Source organism: Veillonella sp. ICM51a (assembly GCF_000524355.1).
Lineage (GTDB): Bacteria > Bacillota > Negativicutes > Veillonellales > Veillonellaceae > Veillonella > Veillonella atypica.
The window spans coordinates 1-23874 of sequence record NZ_JAPX01000001.1 but is presented as its reverse complement, the minus strand read 5'-3'; the positions used below and the strand labels follow the sequence as shown (position 1 = coordinate 23874).

16 protein-coding genes and 1 pseudogene are annotated in these 23874 nt (G+C 38.2%); 13 read left to right on the top strand and 4 right to left on the bottom strand.

Annotated elements, in window-relative coordinates:
- The first annotated feature begins 115 nt into the window (after positions 1 to 115).
- Both HMPREF1504_RS00085 and HMPREF1504_RS00080 read left to right on the top strand, forming a co-directional pair.
- Positions 116 to 1432, top strand: a complete 1317-nt coding sequence (locus HMPREF1504_RS00085; RefSeq protein WP_038122475.1) for an MFS transporter — start codon at positions 116 to 118, stop codon at positions 1430 to 1432.
- Positions 1433 to 1584: 152 nt separating this feature from the next.
- Positions 1585 to 2481 (top strand): hypothetical protein, encoded by an 897-nt coding sequence (locus HMPREF1504_RS00080; protein WP_005382245.1) that lies wholly within the window; start codon positions 1585 to 1587, stop codon positions 2479 to 2481.
- A gap of 67 nt (positions 2482 to 2548) precedes the next feature.
- On the opposite strand, the gene HMPREF1504_RS00075 is transcribed toward HMPREF1504_RS00080, so the two are convergent.
- Both HMPREF1504_RS00075 and HMPREF1504_RS00070 read right to left on the bottom strand, forming a co-directional pair.
- A complete protein-coding gene (locus HMPREF1504_RS00075; RefSeq protein ID WP_038122471.1) occupies positions 2549 to 2968 on the bottom strand; it encodes a hypothetical protein in 420 nt (139 codons plus the stop codon).
- A complete protein-coding gene (locus tag HMPREF1504_RS00070) occupies positions 2968 to 3891 on the bottom strand; it encodes a LysR family transcriptional regulator (RefSeq protein ID WP_005378410.1) in 924 nt (307 codons plus the stop codon). Before HMPREF1504_RS00070 ends, HMPREF1504_RS00075 begins: the two co-directional genes overlap by 1 nt.
- A 397-nt stretch (positions 3892 to 4288) precedes the next feature.
- On the opposite strand from HMPREF1504_RS00070, the gene nifJ reads away from it, so the two are divergent.
- The 3 genes from nifJ to HMPREF1504_RS00055 all read left to right on the top strand — a co-directional run bounded on the left by nifJ (position 4289) and on the right by HMPREF1504_RS00055 (position 10933).
- A complete protein-coding gene (gene nifJ / locus HMPREF1504_RS00065; protein ID WP_038122470.1) occupies positions 4289 to 7828 on the top strand; it encodes a pyruvate:ferredoxin (flavodoxin) oxidoreductase in 3540 nt (1179 codons plus the stop codon).
- 174 nt (positions 7829 to 8002) lie between these two features.
- The gene (locus tag HMPREF1504_RS00060) at positions 8003 to 9592 is read left to right on the top strand and encodes a methyltransferase regulatory domain-containing protein (RefSeq protein WP_038122468.1); all 1590 of its coding nucleotides are present in this window, start codon (positions 8003 to 8005) and stop codon (positions 9590 to 9592) included.
- A gap of 312 nt (positions 9593 to 9904) precedes the next feature.
- The gene (locus HMPREF1504_RS00055) at positions 9905 to 10933 is read left to right on the top strand and encodes a YafY family protein (RefSeq protein WP_005378417.1); all 1029 of its coding nucleotides are present in this window, start codon (positions 9905 to 9907) and stop codon (positions 10931 to 10933) included.
- A 79-nt stretch (positions 10934 to 11012) separates the two neighbouring features.
- Here HMPREF1504_RS00055 and putP read toward each other — a convergent pair whose 3' ends face one another.
- Positions 11013 to 12500 (bottom strand): sodium/proline symporter PutP, encoded by a 1488-nt coding sequence (gene putP / locus HMPREF1504_RS00050; protein WP_038122466.1) that lies wholly within the window; start codon positions 12498 to 12500, stop codon positions 11013 to 11015.
- 263 nt (positions 12501 to 12763) lie between these two features.
- On the opposite strand from putP, the gene recQ reads away from it, so the two are divergent.
- The 7 genes from recQ (at position 12764) to HMPREF1504_RS00015 (ending at position 21745) form a co-directional block, all read left to right on the top strand.
- Complete coding sequence (gene recQ / locus HMPREF1504_RS00045; protein WP_038122463.1) at positions 12764 to 14596, top strand: DNA helicase RecQ; 1833 nt, start codon at positions 12764 to 12766, stop codon at positions 14594 to 14596.
- A gap of 58 nt (positions 14597 to 14654) precedes the next feature.
- A complete protein-coding gene (locus HMPREF1504_RS00040; protein ID WP_038122461.1) occupies positions 14655 to 15446 on the top strand; it encodes a thymidylate synthase in 792 nt (263 codons plus the stop codon).
- Between the two features lie 9 nt (positions 15447 to 15455).
- Positions 15456 to 15950: a dihydrofolate reductase gene (locus HMPREF1504_RS00035; RefSeq protein ID WP_038122459.1), complete on the top strand. Its 495-nt coding sequence runs from the start codon at positions 15456 to 15458 to the stop codon at positions 15948 to 15950.
- On the top strand, positions 15950 to 18127 hold the full coding sequence (locus tag HMPREF1504_RS00030; RefSeq protein WP_038122458.1) for a Tex family protein: 2178 nt from the start codon (positions 15950 to 15952) through the stop codon (positions 18125 to 18127). The genes HMPREF1504_RS00035 and HMPREF1504_RS00030 overlap by 1 nt, the downstream gene beginning before the upstream one ends.
- A 272-nt stretch (positions 18128 to 18399) precedes the next feature.
- Positions 18400 to 19884, top strand: coding sequence for an aldehyde dehydrogenase family protein (locus HMPREF1504_RS00025; protein WP_038122456.1), 1485 nt, complete (start codon positions 18400 to 18402; stop codon positions 19882 to 19884).
- 160 nt (positions 19885 to 20044) lie between these two features.
- The gene (locus HMPREF1504_RS00020) at positions 20045 to 21106 is read left to right on the top strand and encodes a hypothetical protein (protein ID WP_016476554.1); all 1062 of its coding nucleotides are present in this window, start codon (positions 20045 to 20047) and stop codon (positions 21104 to 21106) included.
- Between the two features lie 255 nt (positions 21107 to 21361).
- Positions 21362 to 21745, top strand: coding sequence for a hypothetical protein (locus HMPREF1504_RS00015; RefSeq protein ID WP_016476556.1), 384 nt, complete (start codon positions 21362 to 21364; stop codon positions 21743 to 21745).
- Positions 21746 to 22305: 560 nt separating this feature from the next.
- Here the strand turns inward: HMPREF1504_RS00015 and HMPREF1504_RS00010 are convergent.
- A complete protein-coding gene (locus HMPREF1504_RS00010) occupies positions 22306 to 22926 on the bottom strand; it encodes a hypothetical protein (protein WP_016476557.1) in 621 nt (206 codons plus the stop codon).
- Between the two features lie 211 nt (positions 22927 to 23137).
- Between HMPREF1504_RS00010 and tnpA the strand changes: the two are divergent.
- Positions 23138 to 23602, top strand: a pseudogene (gene tnpA, locus HMPREF1504_RS00005) (IS200/IS605 family transposase).
- Positions 23603 to 23874 lie beyond the last annotated feature (272 nt).

Here is a 23874-nt window from a genome sequence, read left to right as displayed (position 1 = left end):
TATGTTACATATTCTAATTTGTTATTCCTATATTCTATACAATATCATTGACAGAGGACATTTGTTTTTTTAATATATTATGGTACGTATCATATAGTAAGTAGAAAGGATTCATATGAACTCATCATCTGTACCAGAGCCTCAAAGTGGGGCCATCGATTTCAAGGATTTTACAAGGCGGCGCATGTTGCATGTCATCCTACCATTATTTATTGTTTCTATTATAGCCTTTTTAGACCGTGTGAATATCGCTTATGCAGGTTTAACCATGAAGGAGAATTTACCATGGTTAACGCCAGAAGTATTTGGTATGGGCGCAGGTATTTTCTTTATTGGCTATGTTTTATTTGAAGTGCCGGCTTCACTATTAGCGGCACGATTCAATGCTATGCACTGGGTAGCGCGTATCATGTTTAGTTGGGGCATTGTTTGTGTCCTTATGACGACAATGACGACAGAGTGGGAGTTTTTCTTATATCGATTCTTGTTAGGTTTATGTGAAGCGTCATTATATCCAGTTATCTATTCTTTATTGATACCTAATTGGTTTTTACCGAGAGAGCGCGCAAAAGCAATTTCCTTAATGCTTACGTCTATGTTATTCTCCAACATTATCGGCGGTCCATTAGCAGGCGTATTGCTCGATACGACATTCTTTGGATTACATGGATGGCGTACGTTGTTTATTGTAGAAGCATTACCAGCCGTTATCTTTGCTTTCATTTTTGCATTCTGGATGAAAGAAAAACCAGAAGAAGCCGCTTGGGTAACTGATGCAGAGAAAGAATATATCAAAGAAGAGCTTGCTAAGGAAGAAGCTGAAAAACAATCCGTAAAGAAATACACAATTTGGCAAGCCTTGAAAGATCCAAAGGTATTGCGATTAGCATTAATTTATTTCTTGTGGGTTATTGGGTTCTGGGGGTTCAGTTTCTGGATGCCACAAGTGCTTAAAAGCTTATCTGGATGGCCACCAAGTGTTGTAGCTTGGTCTATTGCCATTCCGATGAGTGCTGCCTTATTAGTACAAGTTTTCTGTGGCTATTCCTCAGAGAAACGCAATGAAAAACGTTGGCATGTGGCGACCACATTATTTGTTGGTACCATAGGTTTTATTGCCACACCACATAGTCCATCACCTGAAATTAGCTTGTTATTCATCTGTTTAACGGCTGTAGGCGTGTATGGTGGTATGGGCGTATGGTGGACGATGCCGACTACATTCTTATCTGGCGCTGCTGCAGCTGGTGCGATGGGCCTTATCAATTCATCCGGTAATATGGGCGGTTGGGTTGGCCCTTATATGCTAGGCTTTATCAACGGTCATACAGGTAGCTTTACTTACGGTTACTATGTAATGGGCGCTTGTATGTTCCTAGCAGGTCTATTGATTTTGACATTACCTAAATCTATGGAACACAAGGAAGATTAAGTTAAAAATTAAAACAAATTTAAAAAGAGTTATATTTTTTATTCTTTTCTATGACGGATATTGAATAAATATATAGCTCTTTTTCTTTTAGTAAATATATTGTTTTATGTATAATAAGAGTAATGTAATCTACAGTAAAAAGAGAGGCTACTATGTATAAAACGTTATTATTAGCAAGCGTATTAACAACTTTTACACTAGGTGTATCTGTAAGTGCGATATCATTATATGATCCGACGGGTGAAGGTAGAGCTGCCTTTGAGAAAATTGCAGTGTACAACCGTGACATTGTTAAAGTTTCAGGTCCTTATGATTCATGGGAGACAGCTGTTAAGAATTTAGAACGCGCTAAATATATTGGTGATTTAGAACAACATAAGACGATAGATAAATTACAGAGTCAATTGAAGCCTATATTAGGCGGTTATTATGTATCAGCATATTACGTAGATTTTAGTATCCTTACTCATGATGAGGGGATTGTTATAATAAAACCGACCGGTAATGATGTAGGTGAGACTAAATATATTGTAGAGTATAAAACTCAAGAGCATTATATTGATTCAATATTATGGAATCCTTTTGTAGAGAAAGTTATTACAGTAGCAGATCCGATTATTTCTTATGAGAATCAGTATGGAACGGGAAAACTTATAGTTGTGACAGCCTTTGGATATCAAGAGGATGTTCAAGGTTTTCCAGATAAGGGACTTATAGCTGCAAATAAAGCTTATAAGGCTGCTGAAGATACGTTAGTTAGTAGAGTGTTGGAATTAGGATGGGTTGATACATCTCGTGAAGCAGAGTTACGAGATTATTTAAATACAAATGATGGTGTTCATAAGGGGTACACTTTGGATGCCATGGGCTTTGGTGTTATGGCTCAAAAAGATCTCTTTCTTTATATAGATGATAAAGGTAATTTCCATCATAGGCACTACTCTGTTGTGAGTGAATGGGAAAAATCCTATAATAAGAATTTCAGTTTATATAAGCACATTCCCCTTGATAAAAAGATAAAAGCTATTACTGTGGTTCAAACGGATTAAGGCAGATATAATAAAAAGCCAGATACAATGTAAATACTTTTTAGTATGTATTGTATCTGGCTTTTATTTATTTTTTTACATCTGGTACCTTGCCAGGATTCATGTCTAGGTTAAGATCTGTGGATTTTAACGGATTAGGATCTCCATCAGGAGAAATAACCTTTAGTTCTGGATGTAACCATTCTAGTTGTTTTAGTTCCCAATCATATCTAGCACCGTCATTTTGTAATTGCCGGATATATTTTTGTAGTTCTTCAATTTGATCACTATGTTTATTAGCCATGCCTTCTAAAATATATAGACGCCCGGCCACACTATCTATGGTGGAACCATCATGATCTTCGTCGACGCGCCATTGTAGTTCGGATATTTGAACTTGCTGAATGATGATGACGATGATGAGAACTATAATAATGGCCCACATGGGCGTTTCTTTAGCTTTCAAAAGGGCCCGCAATTTAGTTGCGAGCCCAGATGGTTTGTTCATTATTTATGAGCCTCCAATTGTAGACCAGGTAATGGCAATTTGGAGTTTACAAAGTCTAACCACAAGCGAGAAGCGTGGGAGAGGTAATGACCTTTTTTCCAGATTACATATAAGGTATGGATGATTTCTGGAACGAGAGGTCGTACCACAACCTTGGACCCAACCTCTGTGTTCTCGCCAACCTCAGGGCAGAGGCGAGATGGTAATAGGGCGATGGCTAAATCGGCACTTACTGTTTGTAACATGAGGTCACGTTGGCTTGTTTCGAATACGATATGAGGTTGGAAACCTGTGTGTTTACAAGCTTTAATGATTTCATCATGTAAATTGAAATCATCCTTGTGAAGTACAAAGGATTCTTCTGAAAGCATATCCAATCGAATTTCTGGTTCCTTGGCAAGTGGGCTAGTTTTAGGAACGATAACGGATAATGGGTCAGATGTGAGATAGAAGGATTCAAATTCCTTAGGATTTGGCTTTGTACAGATGATACCGATATCAATCAAACCTTCTTGTACACTGATTTCGACCTTCTTAGAACCTTGTTCATATAATTCTAAATCGATTTGTGGGTATACCTTTTTAAACTCACCTAATAGTTGTGCAAAGATTGGTGCATCGGTAATAGGTGGGATACCAATTCGGATGGAACCTTGCTCCAAACGAAACTCGTTTTCAAAATCTGTTTTTAAATGTTCAAACATAAATACTACGCGTTTAGCGTGTGTTAAAAAGATGGTACCTCCATCAGTGAGTTCTACGGATTTAGCATTACGCATGAAGAGAACAACACCAAGTTCGTCTTCTAAGGCTTTGATTGTACGGCTAATCGCGGATTGTGAGATGTGTAAGTTTCTTGCTGCTTTACTAAAACTCTTTTGATCAGCCACTTCTACGAAGTATTTTAAATGGTGGAAATCCATAACTAACCCCCTAATATATAAAAGATATTACAAACCTAATTTAAAAATTGATTTTGATAAATGAGAATAATTATTACTAAAACGCAATTAGCTATTACTTTAAGTAAAGCATGGATAGCGATATTGGCAAGGCGCCAAGCGCTGTATGTATTGCGTTGATATAGTCCGCCACGTTATAATGAGTCTATAGGGCTATATCAAGTTATGATATTAGGAATTATGGTTGTGCCCACTACAAAATAGTTTGTACTACATAATGCCATAAATATATATAACATATATATTATTGCATTATTTTTTCATGTACGCAAGTTTGTAATGGTTGTTATTCCTAAACATAATGATAGATTAAGCAAGTGTTCTATTTTTGCTAAATGCTTAAGGAGGCAATAATCACATGAGTCGTAAATTTAAAACTATGGACGGCAACCAAGCGGCTGCTCACGTTTCTTATGGTTTTACAGAAGTTGCTGCGATTTACCCAATCACTCCATCTTCTCCAATGCCAGAACACATTGACGAATGGGCTGCATCTGGTCGTAAAAACATCTTCGGTAACACTGTTCAAGTTGTAGAAATGCAATCTGAAGCAGGCGCTGCTGCTGCTGTTCACGGTTCCTTGCAAGCTGGTGCATTAACAACAACTTTCACATCTTCCCAAGGTTTGTTATTGATGCTTCCTAACTTATACAAAGTAGCAGGCGAATTACTTCCAGGCGTATTCCAAGTAGCTGCTCGTGCATTAGCTGCACATGCATTGGCTATCTTCGGTGACCACCAAGACGTAATGGCTGCTCGTGCAGCTGGCTGTGCTATGCTTGCAGAATCCTCCGTACAAGAAGTAATGGACTTGGCTGCAGTAGCTCACTTGACAGCTATTAAAACTCGTGTACCGTTCATCAACTTCTTTGACGGTTTCCGTACATCCCATGAAATTCAAAAAATTCAAATCTGGGACTATGAAGAATTAAAACCATTAGTAGATATGGAAGCAGTTCAAGCATTCCGTAAGAACGCTTTAAACCCAGATGCTCCTGTAACTCGTGGTACTGCAGAAAACCCTGACGTTTACTTCCAACATCGTGAAGCATCCAACAAATTCTACTTGAACGTTCCTGACGTTGTAGAACACTACATGAACGAAATCAACAAATTGGCTGGTACTAACTACCAATTGTTCAACTACGTAGGTGCTCCTGATGCAACTGATGTAATCGTTACTATGGGTTCCTCCGCACAAGTAGTAGAATCCACTGTAAATTACTTAAATAAATTGGGTCGCAAAGTTGGTTTCATCAACGTTCACTTGTTCCGTCCATTCGCAACAGATCGTTTGTTGAAAGCTCTTCCTCAAACTGTAGAACGCATTGCTGTTCTTGACCGTACAAAAGAACCAGGCGCTTTGGCTGAACCATTGTTCTTAGACGTTCAAGCTGCTGTAGTTGACGGTGGTCGTAACATTAAAGTTATCGCTGGTCGTTATGGTTTGAGCTCCAAAGACGTTATCCCTGCAGATATCGTTGCTGTATTCGATAACTTGAATGCTGAAAATGGTAAGAAATTCTTCACATTGGGTATCAATGATGATGTTACATTCTTGTCCTTAGATCGTGCTGAAGGCGTAGAAGTTGAAACTCCTGGTTTGACTGAATGTAAATTCTGGGGCTTCGGTTCTGACGGTACTGTAGGTGCAAACAAATCCGCTATCAAAATCATCGGTGACCACACTGACTTGTATGCACAAGCATACTTCGATTACGACTCCAAAAAATCTGGTGGCGTAACAATGTCTCACCTTCGTTTTGGTACTAACCCAATCAACTTACCTTACTTGATTACTGAACCTCAATTCGTAGCATGTCACCGTCAATCCTACGTACATGAATACGACTTACTTCGTGGTATCAAAAAAGGCGGTACATTCTTATTGAATTGTACTTGGTCCCCTGAAGAATTGAGCGAACATTTACCTGCTAAATTACGTCGTCAAATCGCAGAAAAAGAATTAAACTTCTACATCATCAATGCTGCGAAAATCGCTGCTGAAATCGGCTTAGGCGGTCGTATCAACATGGTAACTCAAGCTGCATTCTTCAAATTGACTGAAATCATCCCTGTAGATGATGCTATCAAATACTTGAAAGAATCCGTAGTTACTTCCTATGGTAAAAAAGGTCAAAACATTGTTGACATGAACAACGCTGCTATCGACCAAGGTGTTGGTGCGCTTGTAAAAGTAGACGTTCCAGCTGACTGGAAAAACGCTGTTGATGAAGGCGGTCACAAAGCTAAACCAGGCTGTGAATCCTGCCCATCTTTCGTTCAAAATATTGCACAACCAATCAATGCACAAGCTGGTTATGATCTTCCTGTATCCACATTCGCTGGTTACGAAGATGGTACATTACCTGCTGGTACTGCTAAATTCGAAAAACGCGGTCCTGCATTGTTCGTTCCAAAATGGATGCCAGAAAACTGTATCCAATGTAACCAATGTTCCTTCGTATGTCCACATGCTACAATTCGTCCAATCTTGGCAACTGAAGCAGAAGTGGCTGCAGCTCCAGAACATTTTGATACAATCCCTGCATTGGGTGCTAAAGACCTTCAATTCCGTATCGCAGTATCCCCATTAGATTGCTTGGGTTGCGGTAACTGCGTTGATATCTGTCCAGCTCCTAAGGGCAAAGCTATCGTAATGACTTCTATCGATTCCGAAATCGAACAAGCTGAAGCTTGGAACTACGCTGTTAACCTTCCTGTAAAAGAAAACCCTATGAAGAAGGAAACTGTTAAAGGTTCCCAATTTGAACAACCATTGTTCGAATTCTCCGGTGCTTGTGCAGGTTGTGGTGAAACTCCATACGCTAAATTGTTAACTCAATTGTTCGGCGATCGTATGATGATTGCGAATGCTACTGGTTGTTCCTCCATTTGGGGTGCTTCCATGCCAGCTTCTCCATACACAACTAACCAACAAGGTCAAGGTCCTTCCTGGGCAAACTCCTTGTTCGAAGATAATGCTGAATACGGCTATGGTATGTACATCGGCGTTAAGAAAATCCGTGAACAATTGCTTGAAGTAGCTAAGAAAGCTGTTGAAACAGCATCTGGCGAATTGAAAGAAGCATTGGAACAATGGATTGAATTCGCTAACCTTGGCGCAGCTACTCGTCAACGTTCCGCACGTTTGGTAGCAGCAATCGAAGCTGAAGGTGCTACAACTCCAGAATTGAAAGAAATTCTTGATAAAAAACAATTCTTAATCAAACGTTCTCACTGGATCTTCGGTGGTGACGGTTGGGCATACGATATCGGTTTCGGCGGTGTTGACCATGTATTAGCTTCTGGCGAAGACATCAATATCTGGGTATTCGATACTGAAGTATACTCCAACACTGGTGGTCAATCCTCCAAATCTACTCATGAAGCTGCTGTAGCTCAATTCGCAGCATCTGGTAAACGTACTAAGAAGAAAGACCTTGGCATGATGGCTATGTCTTATGGTTATGTATACGTAGCACAAGTAGCTATGGGTGCAGATAAAAACCAATTGATGAAAGCTGTTACAGAAGCTGAAGCTTATCCAGGTCCTTCCTTGATCATCGCTTACAGCCCATGTATCAACCATGGTATCAAAGCTGGTATGGGTAAAGCTCAAGAAGAACAACGCAAAGCAGTTGCTTGTGGTTACTGGGATCTTTACAGATACAACCCTCAACTTAAAGCTGAAGGTAAAAACCCATTCTCCTTGGATTCCAAAGAAGGCAACTACGACGAATTCCAAAACTTCCTTAAAGGTGAAGTTCGTTATGCTTCCTTGGCGAAAGCTGCTCCTGACGCTGCAGAAGAATTATTCGCTAAATGTGAAGAAGACGCTAAAGAACGTCGCTTAAGCTATGTTCGCTTACAAAAAGGTTTCGAAGAAGTTAAATAATTAATTTCTCTAAACTGCATATACAAGAGGCATCCTCATTGAGGATGCCTCTTTTGCATCTATCATCCTTATGAATAGTGTATAGTACACATGATTTTGGTATAATAGATAGTATATATGTGTATTATTCATGTATTGTTTATACAATATATGTTTTTAATGATAGAGGATATTATGACTACGAATACAAATGACGTACAACAAACCATTTATAGTGAATTAGGCTATAAATCCATGCCATTCCCATATACCACACCGGCTACTCTTGAAGCCTATGCAGCTCTCGTGGGGGTTTCAGCACCTAATCCTAAAACTGCAAGAGTATTAGAGTTGGGAGCAACCTATGGTGGCAATATTATTTCCCAAGCATTATTTAATCCCGATGCAACATTTGTAGGTATTGAGCTTTCACAAGAACAAGTCGAAAAAGGCAACGAAGTGATTGCCAATGCAGGTTTAACCAATGTATCCCTTATTCAATCAGACATCGCATCTATTGGTAGTGAAATAGGTACCTTTGATTATATTATTGCTCATGGTTTATATTCTTGGGTCGATGACGGTGTTAAAGATGCTTTGTTGCGCCTTATCGATGAACATTTAGTAGAGGATGGCATCGCCTATGTGTCGTATAACACATATCCTGGTTGGCATACGATGGAAGAAGTACGTCAGTTAATGATGTTCAGCAACCGTGATAAAGCTCAGTTTAATCACAAGGAAAAGGTACTGCATGGCAAAACGATTGGTAGTATCGTAGGTAGTCAAATTTTAAAATATGACAATCTAAAGGAACGAAATAGTAAATTCTTAGGTGCTCTTCGTTCTGTAATGCAAAAAAATGAATACTATGTTGGTCACGATCATTTAGAGCCAAACAATGACCCTGTATATTTCTATCAATTTAATGACCATTTAGGAGCGCATAATTTGGCATACTTATGTGATGCTGATTTAACTTTATCTATGGTACGTAGCTTTGATGCTGATATTGCGGATACACTAGATAAACTCGCACTTAATGACCATGTAGCTCAAGAGCAATATTTAGATTTTATGCTAGATACGACCTTTAGAAAATCTATTATATGTAAGGCTAAGCATGCAGAATCTGTAACCTACGACATGGGAAATCCTGAACTTGTAAATTCTGTACCTATGCGAACCATTATTAACAACTTTACCTATACAATTCTCTTCAATGAAGAAGCATTGTCCATGTTTGAAAATGATATCGTACGCGATACATTCCAGTCCATTATTAAGGATGGCGGTCAGTTTAATATGATCGAGGCTTTAGCCATTGTGAAAGCTGCTAATGATGCTGCTAAGGGCGATGATGCAAGCTTAGAAGCCGCTGTTAATGCGTTATATGTAGCTATGGCAGAACATATTGTACGCGGTGGTCTACGTTTCTTGAAACACCCACATCCTAAAGCTTACTATATGGAGGGACAATCCTTTGTACCTGCTAGATTTACAAAGTTTGTGAAAGCTTTAGTTGAATCTGGTACAGATATCATGTATGGGGCTACCTCTGAAAATGAAGCCGTGGAAAATCTGTCCGATGAAGATTTGATGTTTATGGAAATTCTTAATAAACCAAAGGCAAAATCTACTATTGTTAATGCGATTAAAAAGAATATCTTTGGCGGTGCACAAGCTGGTCAGGCAAAAAATCAAACAGCTATGGCTGAAGCGTTCTATGCTGAATTGACGAAACGCATGGAAACATTAGGCTATTTAGAAAATAAAATTAAATAAAGGTATTTCCTGTGTAGCATATGATAATAATGTGCGATGGGGGATAGATAAAGGCTAATTCTCGATATATAGAATTAGCCTTTATTTTTATGTTCAATATTTTCTTTTTATTTTATAAATATTACATTTTGTTATGTTAAGTTGCATAAAAGATATAGGAAAGATGAAGAAATGCATGAAAAACACATGAAGTAAACATGACTTTTATGATATACTTTGTATGAGTGATTTTGTGTACATGTAAAAATATGGTCATAGTAGGCCATATTTTGTTGTTAGTTAGTATAAGTATATTGTAAAAGGAGTTTTTCCATGGCATCTAAAAAGGCAGTACTAGTATATATACTAGAAATCCTACGAGATGAAACAGATGCAAATCATACATTATCTCAAGAGGAAATTCGTAGCATCTTAGCAAAGAAATATGAATTGACGGTAGATCGTAAAACCTTAGGGCGTCATCTAAATGATTTATATGAATCTGGTAATTTTAATATTGAATGTGAAGAATCTGCACTAGGTACAGATGGTTCGATTCGTCGTACCAATTTTTATATGATTCATCCCTTTGAAGAGGCTGAGTTACATTTGTTAATCGATGGTCTATTAGCATCACGTCATATTAGTGTAAATCAGCGTAAAGACTTGATTGATAAGGTATCTGCCTTGGGCGGCCGTTATTTTAAATCCCATGGAAAACAAATTAAGAGTACACCTGATTCTCTTGTGAGAAGTCAGGACCTATTTCTAAATATTGATCTCATTGAAAAAGCGGTGACGGAAGGGAGAAAAATTTCGTTAGTCTATTATCAGCCTAGTACAGATAATAAATTATATCCTAATCTTGATTATGCAGGTAATGAGCGAAATTATATTTTTAACCCCTACCAATTAGTATCTAGTCGAGGACTCTACTACTTGGTAGGTAACCATGATAACCATGATGATATGTCTACACTACGTGTAGATCGAATTGGCAACATTAAGTTATTGGATATTCGCCGTAAGCCCTTGCGGGAAATCCAAGGCTATCACAATCAAAATACCTTTGATGTAGATAGATACATGAAGGAACATATCTATATGTTTGGTGGTGAATCAGTAACGGTAGTGTTTGAAGCAAAACGTAGTATCGTTAACCAAATTCTCGATTGGTTTGATGGAAATGTAACATTTTTAAACGAGACGCCTCAAAAGGTGGAGTGTCGTGTTCATGTTAATCGGGAGGCTTTCAAATATTGGGCACTACAATATATGCAAAGTGTGAAAGTATTATCGCCAGCATCATTAGTGTTCGATGTGCGTGAAGCCATTCGTGATGGATTATCACAATATGTATAAGATGAAGGGCTGTAAGTATAACAGCCCTTTATTACGAAAAAGGAGCTATTGAGAAATCAATAGCTCCTTTTATGCGTTCTTAGAGAATATGCAATTTTTCTGCTTCTTTATAATCTTTTAATACTGGACGTGGTGGTAATTTATCGAAAATGCTGACAATATAAATCGCAATAGATGAGAAGATAAATCCTGGTACGATTTCATAAAGTCCAAAGAAGGCAAATTGTTTCCAAATTAGAACTGTAAGACCACCTATGACGATACCCGCAATACAACCACGGCGCGTCATGCGTTTCCAGAATAGGGAGAAGATGATAGCAGGACCAAAAGAGGCACCAAAGCCAGCCCATGCGTAAGCAACCATCGTAAGGATGAGGCTATCTGGATTTAATGCTAAGAAAATGGATATAGCCGCTACCAACAATACAACAATACGGCTTACAAGCACGAGTTCTTTGTCGGTTGCCGTTTTGTGAATGATATTAGCGTAAAAATCATTAGCAATAGCAGAGGCTGTTACTAATAGTTGTGCGGATGCAGTACTCATGATAGCTGCAAGTACAGCAGACCAGATAAGGCCAGCCATAAATGGCGTAAATAAACGTTCCGTCATAACGAGGAATATCGTCTCTGCATCTGTACCAACTAATTTTTCTGGTAACATATATACATGACCGATGAGGCCTACGAAAATAGCTGCTAATAAGGAAAGGATAACCCAAACCATAGCAATATTTGTGGATTTTTTTAGTTCCTTTGCATCGGAAATCGCCATGAAGCGAACTAGGATATGTGGCTGACCGAAGTAGCCAAGACCCCAACCAAGGGAAGAGATGATGCCGATGATAAGAGCAAACATATCACTCGTATCACCCCAGAGGTTTAATCCTTGAGGAAATTCGCTTTGGATGAGTTGCATCGTATCAATAGGACCACCTAAGTACATAGCCGCCGTAATAGGTACAGCCAAGATGGCGAAGAACATCAACGCCCCTTGAATACAGTCCGTCCAAGATACGGCGAGGAAACCTCCGAGGAAGGTATAAAATACTACAATGCCCGCCGTAATAAAGAGGGAGACCGTATAGTCTAAACCGAAGATGGTATTGAATAATTTGCCTCCTGCCACAAATCCAGAGGATGTGTAGATGAGGAAGAAGATTAATATAAACAATGCGGAAATAACAGCTACCGAATGGGATTGATCGTGGAACCGATTTTTTAAATAATCCGGTAATGTTAAGCTGTCGCTAGCTACCTCCGTATGGTTACGCAATCTACGGGATACGAATCGCCAGTTGGCCCAGGTGCCCAAGGTAAGTCCTACGGCAATCCATACACCGGAAATACCCGTAGTATAGGCCAGACCCGGTACCCCCATAAGCATCCAACCGCTCATGTCGGAGGCTTCGGCACTGAGTGCCGTAATCCACGGTCCTAGCTGTCTACCGCCCAATATATAGTCACCAATACTGTTCGATTTGCGATAATAGTAGACCCCGATGTACATCATCAGTCCTAAATACAAGGCAAAGGCGATTATGATCATTATGTTGTTGTGTGTCATGCCTATATAAAACCTCCTTAGGGTTGTTCACCACGTTAAAATATATACTAATTATTGTATCATAAATTGCCATTCTATAGGATATGTAAATCATATAATTTATTGGTAAATATTGATGATATTGTTAAAATTACTAAACAGTATTATATGAAAATAATTCAAAAAATACCTCAAAAAATGATACAATAAATAGACACGATATTTCATTTTGATATGGCATATAACATTGTTAATTTTGTACACATAGGAAAGGAGGTATACCGATGGAGGCTATTAATTCTCGTGATAGAGCGTTACAACTACTGCAAACCTACTTTGGGTATACATCCTTTCGGCCCGCTCAGGAGGCTCCTGTAGAGTCTTTATTAAAGAACGAGGATGTAGTGGCCATCATGCCTACTGGGGCAGGTAAATCGATATGCTTTCAAATTCCAGCTCTTTGTAAATCGGGGCTTACCGTCGTATTCTCGCCCTTAATATCTTTGATGAAAGACCAGGTTGATGGCTTGGTGGATCAAAATATACCGGCTGCCTTAATCAATAGTACATTAACGCAAACAGAATTTAATAAGACCATGTACGATGTACGTAGTGGGAATATTAAATTATTATATATTGCACCAGAGCGATTAGGTTCCAATTTTTTCTGCAATGTGTTACGCTCTATGCCTATCTCTCAAGTCATTGTTGATGAAGCGCACTGTATTTCACAGTGGGGTCATGATTTTAGACCTTCCTATCGATTGATAGGTGATTGGTTAGCTAGTTTGCCTAAGCGTCCCGTAGTGGGGGCTTTCACAGCGACGGCTACGAAGGCTGTAGAAAATGATATTAAAACATTATTAGGTCTCGATCATGCGAATGTGTATGTTACGGGATTTGATAGGCCGAATTTATCGTTTTCCGTCGTGCGCACACCAAAGCGCATGGATTATGTAGTCGATTATGTGCGGCGTCATAGTCATGAAAATGGTATCATCTATTGCTCTACGCGCAAGGATGTAGAACGAGTTTACGATAATTTGACGCGTGCCGGAATCCAAACTGGATATTACCATGCCGGATTATCCGATGAGATGCGCAAAGATATGCAAAATAAATACGCCTTCGACCAATTACAAGTTATGGTAGCTACCAACGCATTTGGCATGGGCATCGATAAGAGTAATGTGCGGTATGTGTTGCATTACCAAATGCCGCGCAATATGGAGTCCTATTATCAAGAGGCGGGCCGTGCTGGACGCGACGGCGCACCGGCGGAATGTATATTGCTCTATAGTGGGCAAGATGTGCGCGTTCATAAGTATTTGATTGAACAAGGTCATTTAGAACCACAACGTGAGCAGGTGGAACTTAGAAAACTTCAATCTATGATTGATTACTGTTTCTGTAGTACTTGCCTAAGAAAATATATGCTCGCCTATTTTGGTGAAATCGTTCCGTGGCTCGAATGCAGTAACTGTAGTTCCTGTAATACAAAAGGGGAACGTGTTAATGTTACGAAAGAGGCAAAGGCCATTTTCCGTGCCATTATCGCCACCGAGGAGCGCTATGGTGCCTCTATGATTTCGTCCATCGTGCGCGGAGAACGGACTGACCGCATTACGCGAGCAGGTCTTGATGCATTATCCGTATTTGGGTATTTATCGGATGTAGGGGATAAGGAGATTAAGGGCCTCATACAACAATTTGTAGCCTCTGGATACTTGCGGAGTTCTATGGGAAAATATCCAATCTTATCCGTCACCGCCGGTGCAGAAGAGGTGTTAGCAGGGCATAAAGAGGTAGAAGAAATTAGGCAAGAGGTCATCGTGCCATCTCGTAAAACGAAAAAATCAGCCTCTATCTCTCGCTCCGAAGTACCCCGTTCTGGTTCTGGTGGGCTATTTGAACATTTACGTCAACATCGCAAACAACTGGCATCGCAACTTAGTGTGCCGCCGTATATTATATTCCCTGACACGGTGCTTATCGATTTAGCCAATATACGGCCTAAAACATTAGGTGAATTTGGCAATATAAAGGGCGTAGGGGAAGCAAAATTAAAGAAATATGGACTTTCATTTTTAGAGGCCATTTCACAATATAAGGGGTAACAAATTGGCGTTTCTATAACGCTATATTGAGTGATTTCTAATATAATTAGGGGGAACTATGAGCTTAGCAGATACACAATATCTCAATATTATTGAAAATATATTAGATCATGGTATATATGGTCAAAATAGAACAGGCATAGCCACATATAAATTGCCACAACAAATTATGCAGTTTGATTTACAAGAGGAATTTCCAATTTTAACTACAAAATTTGTGGCTTTCAAAACAGCTGTGAAAGAATTGTTATGGATTTGGCAAATGCAGTCCAATGATGTGCGTAAATTACAAGATATGAATGTCCATGTATGGGATGAATGGATGCGCGAAGATGGGACTATTGGTAAGGCCTATGGTTATCAAATTGCTAAATACAAACAATTGGATAATCTCATCAAAACTATAAAAGAGGATCCAGATAGTCGCCGCATGATTGTTACATTATGGAATATTGAGGATTTGCCTGATATGGCTTTGCAACCTTGTGCGTATGAAACATTGTGGGATGTAGGCAATGGCTATTTAAACTGCATGCTTATTCAACGCAGTGGTGATATGGGGCTTGGTGTTCCATTTAATACGGCTCAATATGCAGCCCTCTTATGTCTGATTGCCCAAGTGACTGGTTTGAAGCCTGGTAAGTTTACCCATGTTATTAATAATGCACATATTTACGAAAATCATGTGGATGCATTGCGCGAGCAATTGTCTCGTCGAGATCAAGCATTGCCAGCTCCAAAAATTCGTGTAAATTCAGATATCACTGACTTTTATGATTTCACACCGGATGATATCGTGTTAGATGGGTATGAACATTTAGGCAAATTGGCTATGACTGTAGCCGTATAGGGGGATACTATGTTAGCACTTATCGTAGCGGTGGCACATCATCGCGTTATCGGCAAAGATAATTCTCTGATTTGGCATTTACCCAATGATTTGAAATTTTTTAAGGAAAAAACGACGGGCCACGTTATTATTATGGGCCGTAAGACCTTTGAAAGCTTGCCCTTTTTATTGCCTAATCGGGAACATTGGGTGATTACAAAAAATAAAGGTTTTAATGCACCGGAAGGGGTACGTGTATTTTCTTCACCCGAAGCTGTTGTAAAGGCTGCTAAAGAGATTGATGTGGCCTATGTTATCGGTGGTGCACAAATCTACGAAGCCTTTTTACCGTATGTAGATGTAATGCACATTACGGAGGTTGACCATGAATTTGAAGGGGATGCTCATTTCCCTGCATTTGATGCGTCAGCTTTCACAATTACCTCCGTTGTAGAGGGGACGGTAGATGATAAAAATACATATCCTCATCGATTTGTAACATATGAAAGAAAAGGACATAACTAATGGAATCAATGTTTGCCATTATTGCAAAGGAATTGGGTGTTAAGCCTGGTCAAGTAGAATCAGCAGTTACGCTCTTAGACGAAGGTAACACGGTACCGTTTATCGCTCGTTATAGAAAAGAAGTAACAGGTGAATTACAAGATGAACAACTGCGAACTATCGAGGAACGCATTAAATATTTGCGCAATTTAGAAGCACGGCGTCAAGAAATCATCAATGCCATTACGGAACAAGAAAAGATGACCGATGAATTGATGGCATCTTTGATGAAAGCCGTAAAATTACAAGAATTAGAGGATTTGTATTTACCATATCGACCTAAGAAACGGACACGGGCCATGATTGCCCGTGAACGAGGACTAGAGCCTTTAGCAGATATGATTTTGAATGATACGGTCACATCCGGTAATCCTCTAGATATCGCAAGAGAATATATTTCTGAAGAAGTGCCTACACCGGAGGACGCCATTCAAGGTGCGTCGGACATCGTTGCCGAAATTGTCAGCGACAGTGCAGATTTTCGCGCTACTCTTCGTAAGCGTATGTGGAAGGAAGGTTTTATCCAAGCGGAACTCGTGGAAGATAATGAGCACAAGGACCAATTCCTTCAATATAATGAATATGCTGAACCAGTTCGTCAGATGCCGTCCCATCGTATCTTAGCGGTTAATCGAGGAGAAAAATTAGGGGCTCTTAAATTGGCCCTAACCGTACCCGATGAATCTTATATTCAATATATGGTGCGTGGTATTACTAACAATGAACAATCTATTTTTAGTGATGTGAAAGCTAGCGCCGTAGCAGATGCGTATAAACGATTGATGTTCCCTGCTCTTGAACGGGATATTCGCAATGAATTAACCGAATCTGCAGATGAGCAAGCAATTAAGGTGTTTGGTGTAAATCTTAAAAATTTATTGTTACAACCGCCATTGGCAGGCCATGTCATTATGGGCCTTGACCCAGGGTATCGTACAGGTTGTAAGATGGCTATTATCGATGCACAAGGCAATGTACTCGATTATGGTGCTTACTATTTAACAAATAGTGAAAAGCTAAAACAAGAAGCACAAAAGAAATTAGCGGAAAAGATTCGAAAATTCAATGTTACCTTATTGTCCATCGGTAACGGTACAGCTTCGTATGAAACAGAACAATTTGCGTCTAAGATGATTGAAGAAGAAAAGCTAGATTGCCACTACATCATTACTAATGAAGCGGGTGCATCTGTATATTCTGCATCAAAATTGGCTATTGATGAACTGCCAGATTTAGACGTAACGATTCGCGGCGCCGTATCTATTGCTCGTCGTGTACAAGATCCATTGGCAGAATCTGTTAAAATCGATCCTAAATCTATTGGGGTTGGTCAATATCAACATGATGTTAACCAAAAACAATTAACTCATACATTGGATCAAGTTGTTGAATCTGTAGTTAACCATGTTGGGGTAGAGCTTAATACGGCATCTCCTGCGATTTTGCAGCATATCGCAGGCATTTCTGGTACGGTAGCAAAAAATATTGTAGCATTCCGTCAAGAAAATGGTGGGTTTACTAGTCGTAAGCAACTATTAAAGGTGCCACGCTTAGGTCCTGCAGCATTTACTCAGTGTGCCGGTTTCTTGCGATTAAATGGTGCTAAGAATCCGTTGGATAATACATCTGTTCACCCTGAGTCTTATGAATTAGCGGAACGTATCATTGGCGAGCTAGGCTTTACATTAAAGGATTTACAAGATAAATCCCAACTTGAAGCATTACAGGTCAAATTACCATTGGTTGATGTAGATAAGATGGCACATAAGCTTGATGCGGGTATTCCTACTGTGCGAGATATCATTGCAGCTCTTGCTAAACCAGGTCGTGACCCTCGTGAGGATTTACCAGCACCTCTGACACGTAAACATGTAGTAAGTCTTGAGGATATCAAGGTTGGTACGGTTGTTAAAGGTACGGTGCATAATGTAGTAGACTTTGGTGCCTTTATTGATTTTGGTTTAAAAACGAATGGTTTATTACATCGTAGCGAACTATGTACGGCGAAACAACATCCTTCTGATGTACTTGCGGTAGGCGATATTATTGAAGCCGAGATCATCTCTGTAGATGTAAAGCGAAATCGTATCGGATTATCCGTCAAGTCATTGAGAAATAAAGACAAGAAAAAGGCCTAATTTTATTAGGGGAATTCGTAAAAAATTATACATGTCAAAATTGAACATGATTAAAAGGAGTCCTTTAGGTAATAGAGGACTCCTTTTTTGTGTACTCTGTTATCATAAATAGTGATAAGTATATCGATTTTGGTATAGAATAAAACTATTGAGAATACAATAAAATCGCTATATCGAAAATAATAAAATAGATTGAAGTATTTAGATATTGGGTGTATGATGAACTCATAGAAGATAATTAATAGTCATTATCCATTAAAGGAGGAAGTACTATGAGTTTACATATTAAAGAAAGATATGGCCTTTTAATCAATAATGAATGGGTACCTGCATCTGATGGTGCTGAATTTAATGTATATAACCCTGCTAATGGCGAGCAACTTGCTGTTTGTGCAGAAGCTACGCAGGCGGATGTTGATAAAGCTGTAGCGGCTGCAACAGAGGCTTTTAAAACGTGGAAAACAGTTTCTCAAGTCGATCGGGCAGATTATTTATTAAAGATTGCAGATGCCATTGATGCTCACAAAGAACATTTGGCACAAGTTGAGACCTATGACAATGGTAAACCAATCCGTGAAACATTAAACGTAGATATTCCACTTGGTGCAGATCATTTCCGTTACTTCGCCGGTGTGCTTCGTGCAGAAGAAGGTTCGGCACAAGTATTTGATGAAAATACATTAAGTCTTATTATCCGTGAACCAATTGGCGTAGTAGGTCAAGTAGTACCTTGGAACTTCCCGTTCCTAATGGCTGCTTGGAAACTGGCACCAGCTCTTGCAGCAGGTTGTACAGTTGTTATCAAACCATCTAGTCATACATCTCTTAGTCTCTTAGAACTAGGTAGCATTTTGCAAGACATCTTACCTCCAGGTGTTGTAAACATTGTAACGGGTAAAGGTTCTAAATCTGGCCAATATATCCTTGATCATCCAGGCTTCAGCAAACTTGCTTTCACAGGCTCTACAGAAGTAGGTCTTGATGTATATAAAGCGGCATCTGAACGCTTGATTCCTGCTACATTGGAATTAGGTGGTAAATCGGCGAATATCTTCTTTGACGATGCGAACTGGAAACAAGCTCTTGATGGGGCAATGCTCGGTATCCTATTCAATCAAGGTCAAGTATGTTGCGCCGGTTCCCGTATCTTCGTACAAGATACAATTTATGATAAATTTGTAGCTGAACTTTCTAAATTATTTGATAAGGTAAAAGTTGGATTGCCTTGGGATGAATCTACACAACTAGGTTCCTTGATTTATGAAGCACAAGTTAAGAAAGTACTTAGCTATGTAGAACTTGCTAAGGAAGAAGGCGCTCGTGTTGTAGCTGGTGGTGAACGTATTACAGATGGTGAACTTGGCAAAGGTTGCTTCGTAAGACCTACACTTATCGTGGATGCTACAAATGATATGCGCGTAGCTCGTGAAGAAATTTTTGGTCCGGTGGCAGTAGTGATTAAATTCCATAGCGAAGACGAAGTAATTGAACAAGCTAATGATAGCTTATACGGTCTTGGTGGTGGCGTATTTACACAAAACCTTAACCGTGCTATCCGTGTAGCTCGAGCAATCGAAACAGGTCGTATGTGGGTTAATACATATAACTCAATCCCAGCAGGCGCACCGTTCGGTGGTTACAAACAATCTGGTATCGGCCGTGAAACTCACAAAGTTATCCTTGAGCACTACACTCAAATGAAAAACATCATTGTAAACTTAAGTGATAAACCATCTGGGTTTTATGATTTAGATTAATAATTTAATAGCTTTTCCTTTTACTTATATTTGATAAGAAGGCACCTCGAAGAGGTGCCTTTTTTTGCATAGCTTGAGGACAGTCTTTTATATATGGATGTATACCATATGTTATAATTAAGGTCATATAAGAGGTACTGTAGAAGAAACTGGAGAGACAATGAATCATATTCTCATCAAAAAACTGTATAATCCCCAATATGATTTATTATCTATTAAGGATAAGGAAGAATTATTAAGTCAAATCGGAAAAATATATAATTTAGAGTTACTATGTTTTGATGAATTTGATGCATTTGGTAAATCCACCTATACGGCAATATATCGTTCATATGATGGCATAGATTTTGTATTTGTTCCTGGGGATACCGTTAGGCTCGGTCTTAATTTTGACAATAAAAAGTTGCAAGATATTTTTGATAAAGAAAGCTTAATGGATCTTGCCTACGTATTTTTAGATGGTTACGAAGATGAAATTTATAGTGAAGAGGATATTTTAACTAAGATTAGCGAAGCACTGGCAGATGAGGCAATAATATCTAACATAGAAAATTATCTTACGCATAATTTTACCCAAGAGGGTGAATTTATAATACATCCGCTTTTAGTACAAAAAACGTATAGTGAAACCTGTTGGATACCTATTTCCGATGAGGAACTTATACAAAATAAAGAGTGGCAAAATATGATTAAAAAAGCGGAGATAAAAGGCCTTTCTGAAGTTATGGTTCATAACACAGTTTGCTTATATAAAACAGATGATAGCAATTGGTGTGGCAAATATTATGAAGTCACCACATTTAAGAAACTGTTACAAAACATAAAAGATAATGGATACTCTCTTCCTACACAAAGAGAATGGGAGTATTTATCTGGCAAGGGGTGTAGAACCATTTTTCCTTGGGGGAATAATATAGATTTCTCTATGAATTTAAAACATATGGAATGGATGGATAATGATGGAGAGTATACATTAGAAAAGGAAAACTTTTTTGGATTGATTATCGGTGATGATCCATACTGCAGAGAAATTGTATATGATGCTGAGGGATTTTCCTATAAAGGTGGAGATGGTGGCCGTAATATATGTGGGGGATTAGGTGTTGTTTGGGGTTATTTTCCAGTTTCGCCATACTTTAAAGATAAGGAATTATCAATAGGTGATTATATAAATGGTGGATATGATTTCTTTAGGAGGATTATAAGAATTAATGATAGGTGAAGCTCAAGGAGGACATTTAATTGCAAAGATATTCAATGGTTCTGGTGATAAAGCTACAATGACCAATGAACTGCTCATAGAAAAGATAAGCTAATAGCAGATTATGACTCTTCGCTAGAACAATGGCTGAGTGCTGCTGTAGGTGGTTATACTTTACATGTTATTGGTATTGAAGCTGGTGCACATATATCTGTAAATCAAACCATGGTTAAATTCGTAGGATATCAAAATCAACTTTAGAAGGGAAGAGAAATAATGTTTGTTAATCCATGGCAGTTTTGCGTGGCAATCGTTCTTATGATTTGGGGGACATATTTTATTACATATCGTTTCTGGTGTCGTCGAAAAGGTATTTCTGTAGAGATTTTGTCAGTTAAGCCTAGAATTATTAAAGAACTTCCTAATTTCACAGTTATTTATGGATATGATGTTAAGTATCTATTAAATGGTGTAGAATATACAGCTCAAAGCCTAGAGTTTTACATTACAGTATTGGTTCCAGGGCCGATGATCCCTTATAGTATGACGGGAAAATTGTTACAGAATGGAAAGGTAAGTCTTGATAAAGTAAAAACAAATATGACATATGGCGTTGTATTGTGGGTGTTTGCTATTATTTTCTTGGCTGAGTTATATTAATAGTTATTTATCTAATCGAATAGAGGTGTGTTTATTAGAAATGGATAAACATGCCTCTATTGTGTATTTAGACATATTTAACTATTAATTACTCTAACATAGATAAAGATTATATTACATCCTTATTTATACATGTCTTTCAGCTCGTAATACAATATGGGGTGTATCTTCAAAACTAAAGCCTATATAAGATTATAAAACTTATTAATCATAGGTGTTTTATTGTTGTTCCAATAATGATGTTATGGTAAATACACGGTTAATATCATATGTGTATTACATATGATTACCACCTTAATTATATTGTCAGTGATGAAATCAAAATTATACTTTTTTATATCATCATTTTAGTACATTCTTAGAGTATCATTCACAAGAAGTTATAACCTTATTGGGGGCAGTAAGATCAAGGTTTGTGTTTTTTTACCAATACATTTTGTCCTATAACCCCAATTTTTTGTGTTTCTTATATTTTAAAGAGGCTGCAACTAGAATACGGTAAAACCGGATTCTGTTACAGCCCCTTTCGAGTTATTCATTATAATTTTGTTTCCATAGCATTAGAAGACATTTTTTATGATGTAGTTGATTACGATGAGTGGAACGATACTAACTACTAAGGTTATTGCTGTATCGCGTGCAGACATATTGTATTCTGCAATACATAGTTTTAATAAAGTAAATGCGGTCCACCCATATACTAAAACATTTAAGATGAATATAACTGTTCTTACTAGACCATATGGGAATGTGGCAGTATAGATACCTATCATGAACGGCATGAGCACGATATTTTGAACTAACACAAGTAGAGCATATACACTTACACCATACATGAATTGTTTAATTGTATCTGGTAAGTTTACGTTTACTGTAGGATATGTACGCTGACAGTAAAAATTAAAGATATAGCTTGCTAGTAGAGCAGGAATGATAGCTTTCAAAAGTCCTTTAAATATAAGACCCAATAAGGTAGTGAATGAAAAAATGGTAAAGAATTTATAGCCTACAATACTTGTTGTAATGCAAGCTAAGATATAGGTTAATATTGCCATTGCTACATATGTAATAATACCCATTGGTAGGGCTTCACTAAGGTTGCCCGTGTTTTTGAGTTCATTGCTACCTTTTTCTGGGGACAAGGTGAGTGTTAATAGATGTGTCCAATTGATTCCGTTCATAATTTCCTCTCTCTCCAAATTAAAATGAATATATATACTGATTATTATAATCAGTATATATATATTAAATGTACGCCGAATAGGCATGACTAATCCCCCAGTTAAACTGGGGGTCGGCAAAAAATTCTTAGAGAAAAGGAAAGAACCTCCTAGTGGTAAAATGAAGTTGGTCTGGCAACCACAACATTTCAACATAGGAGGTTCAATGTCAATGAATGACGTAAAAAGCTTATCACATAGTAAATGGAGATGTAAATATCATATTGTTTTTGCACCAAAGTATAGAAGACAAATAATTTATGGTCGGATAAAAGCTGATGTAGGTAAAATTTTAAGAGATTTATGTAATAGAAAAAATGTAGAGATTATAGAGGCTGAATGCTGTCCGGATCATATCCATATGCTAGTAACGATTCCACCACATTTAAGCGTATCGAGTTTTATGGGATATTTAAAAAGCAAAAGTAGCCTCATGATATTCGATAAACACGCAAATTTAAAATATAAGTATGGAAATAGACATTTCTGATGTAGAGGATATTATGTGGATACGGTAGGACGATATGAAGGCGCGATAAAAGAGTATATTCGTAATCAATTACAAGAGGATATAGCACAAGATATATTAGACTTTGAAGAATATACCAACCCGTTTATGGAGAAGTTAGTAAAATAGGAAAATAAAAGCTCCTAGTGGGGGCAGCCAGTGGTAATAGAGTAGTTATTAGATCATTCAATGCCCTCTTAAGAAGGCCCCCACTAGAGAAAGACACTTATAGGGTCAGAGCAGGGGCTGTAACAAAACAGCCCCTGCAATCTAAAAAGCTATTAGTTGATTATATGAAATGAACCGACCCCTTAATGTTAGACCAAAAATCTTAACGTTAAGAAGGTCGGTTTTTCTATGGCAAAATATAGCTTTATATTTAAATTAAAAGTCGTTACCGC

Coding starts and splice junctions, on each gene's coding strand:
- HMPREF1504_RS00085 (WP_038122475.1), top strand. CDS start 116: ATGAACTCATCATCTGTACCAGAGCCTCAAAGTGGGGCCATCGATTTC.
- HMPREF1504_RS00080 (WP_005382245.1), top strand. CDS start 1,585: ATGTATAAAACGTTATTATTAGCAAGCGTATTAACAACTTTTACACTA.
- HMPREF1504_RS00075 (WP_038122471.1), bottom strand. CDS start 2,968: ATGAACAAACCATCTGGGCTCGCAACTAAATTGCGGGCCCTTTTGAAA.
- HMPREF1504_RS00070 (WP_005378410.1), bottom strand. CDS start 3,891: ATGGATTTCCACCATTTAAAATACTTCGTAGAAGTGGCTGATCAAAAG.
- nifJ (WP_038122470.1), top strand. CDS start 4,289: ATGAGTCGTAAATTTAAAACTATGGACGGCAACCAAGCGGCTGCTCAC.
- HMPREF1504_RS00060 (WP_038122468.1), top strand. CDS start 8,003: ATGACTACGAATACAAATGACGTACAACAAACCATTTATAGTGAATTA.
- HMPREF1504_RS00055 (WP_005378417.1), top strand. CDS start 9,905: ATGGCATCTAAAAAGGCAGTACTAGTATATATACTAGAAATCCTACGA.
- putP (WP_038122466.1), bottom strand. CDS start 12,500: ATGACACACAACAACATAATGATCATAATCGCCTTTGCCTTGTATTTA.
- recQ (WP_038122463.1), top strand. CDS start 12,764: ATGGAGGCTATTAATTCTCGTGATAGAGCGTTACAACTACTGCAAACC.
- HMPREF1504_RS00040 (WP_038122461.1), top strand. CDS start 14,655: ATGAGCTTAGCAGATACACAATATCTCAATATTATTGAAAATATATTA.
- HMPREF1504_RS00035 (WP_038122459.1), top strand. CDS start 15,456: ATGTTAGCACTTATCGTAGCGGTGGCACATCATCGCGTTATCGGCAAA.
- HMPREF1504_RS00030 (WP_038122458.1), top strand. CDS start 15,950: ATGGAATCAATGTTTGCCATTATTGCAAAGGAATTGGGTGTTAAGCCT.
- HMPREF1504_RS00025 (WP_038122456.1), top strand. CDS start 18,400: ATGAGTTTACATATTAAAGAAAGATATGGCCTTTTAATCAATAATGAA.
- HMPREF1504_RS00020 (WP_016476554.1), top strand. CDS start 20,045: ATGAATCATATTCTCATCAAAAAACTGTATAATCCCCAATATGATTTA.
- HMPREF1504_RS00015 (WP_016476556.1), top strand. CDS start 21,362: ATGTTTGTTAATCCATGGCAGTTTTGCGTGGCAATCGTTCTTATGATT.
- HMPREF1504_RS00010 (WP_016476557.1), bottom strand. CDS start 22,926: ATGAACGGAATCAATTGGACACATCTATTAACACTCACCTTGTCCCCA.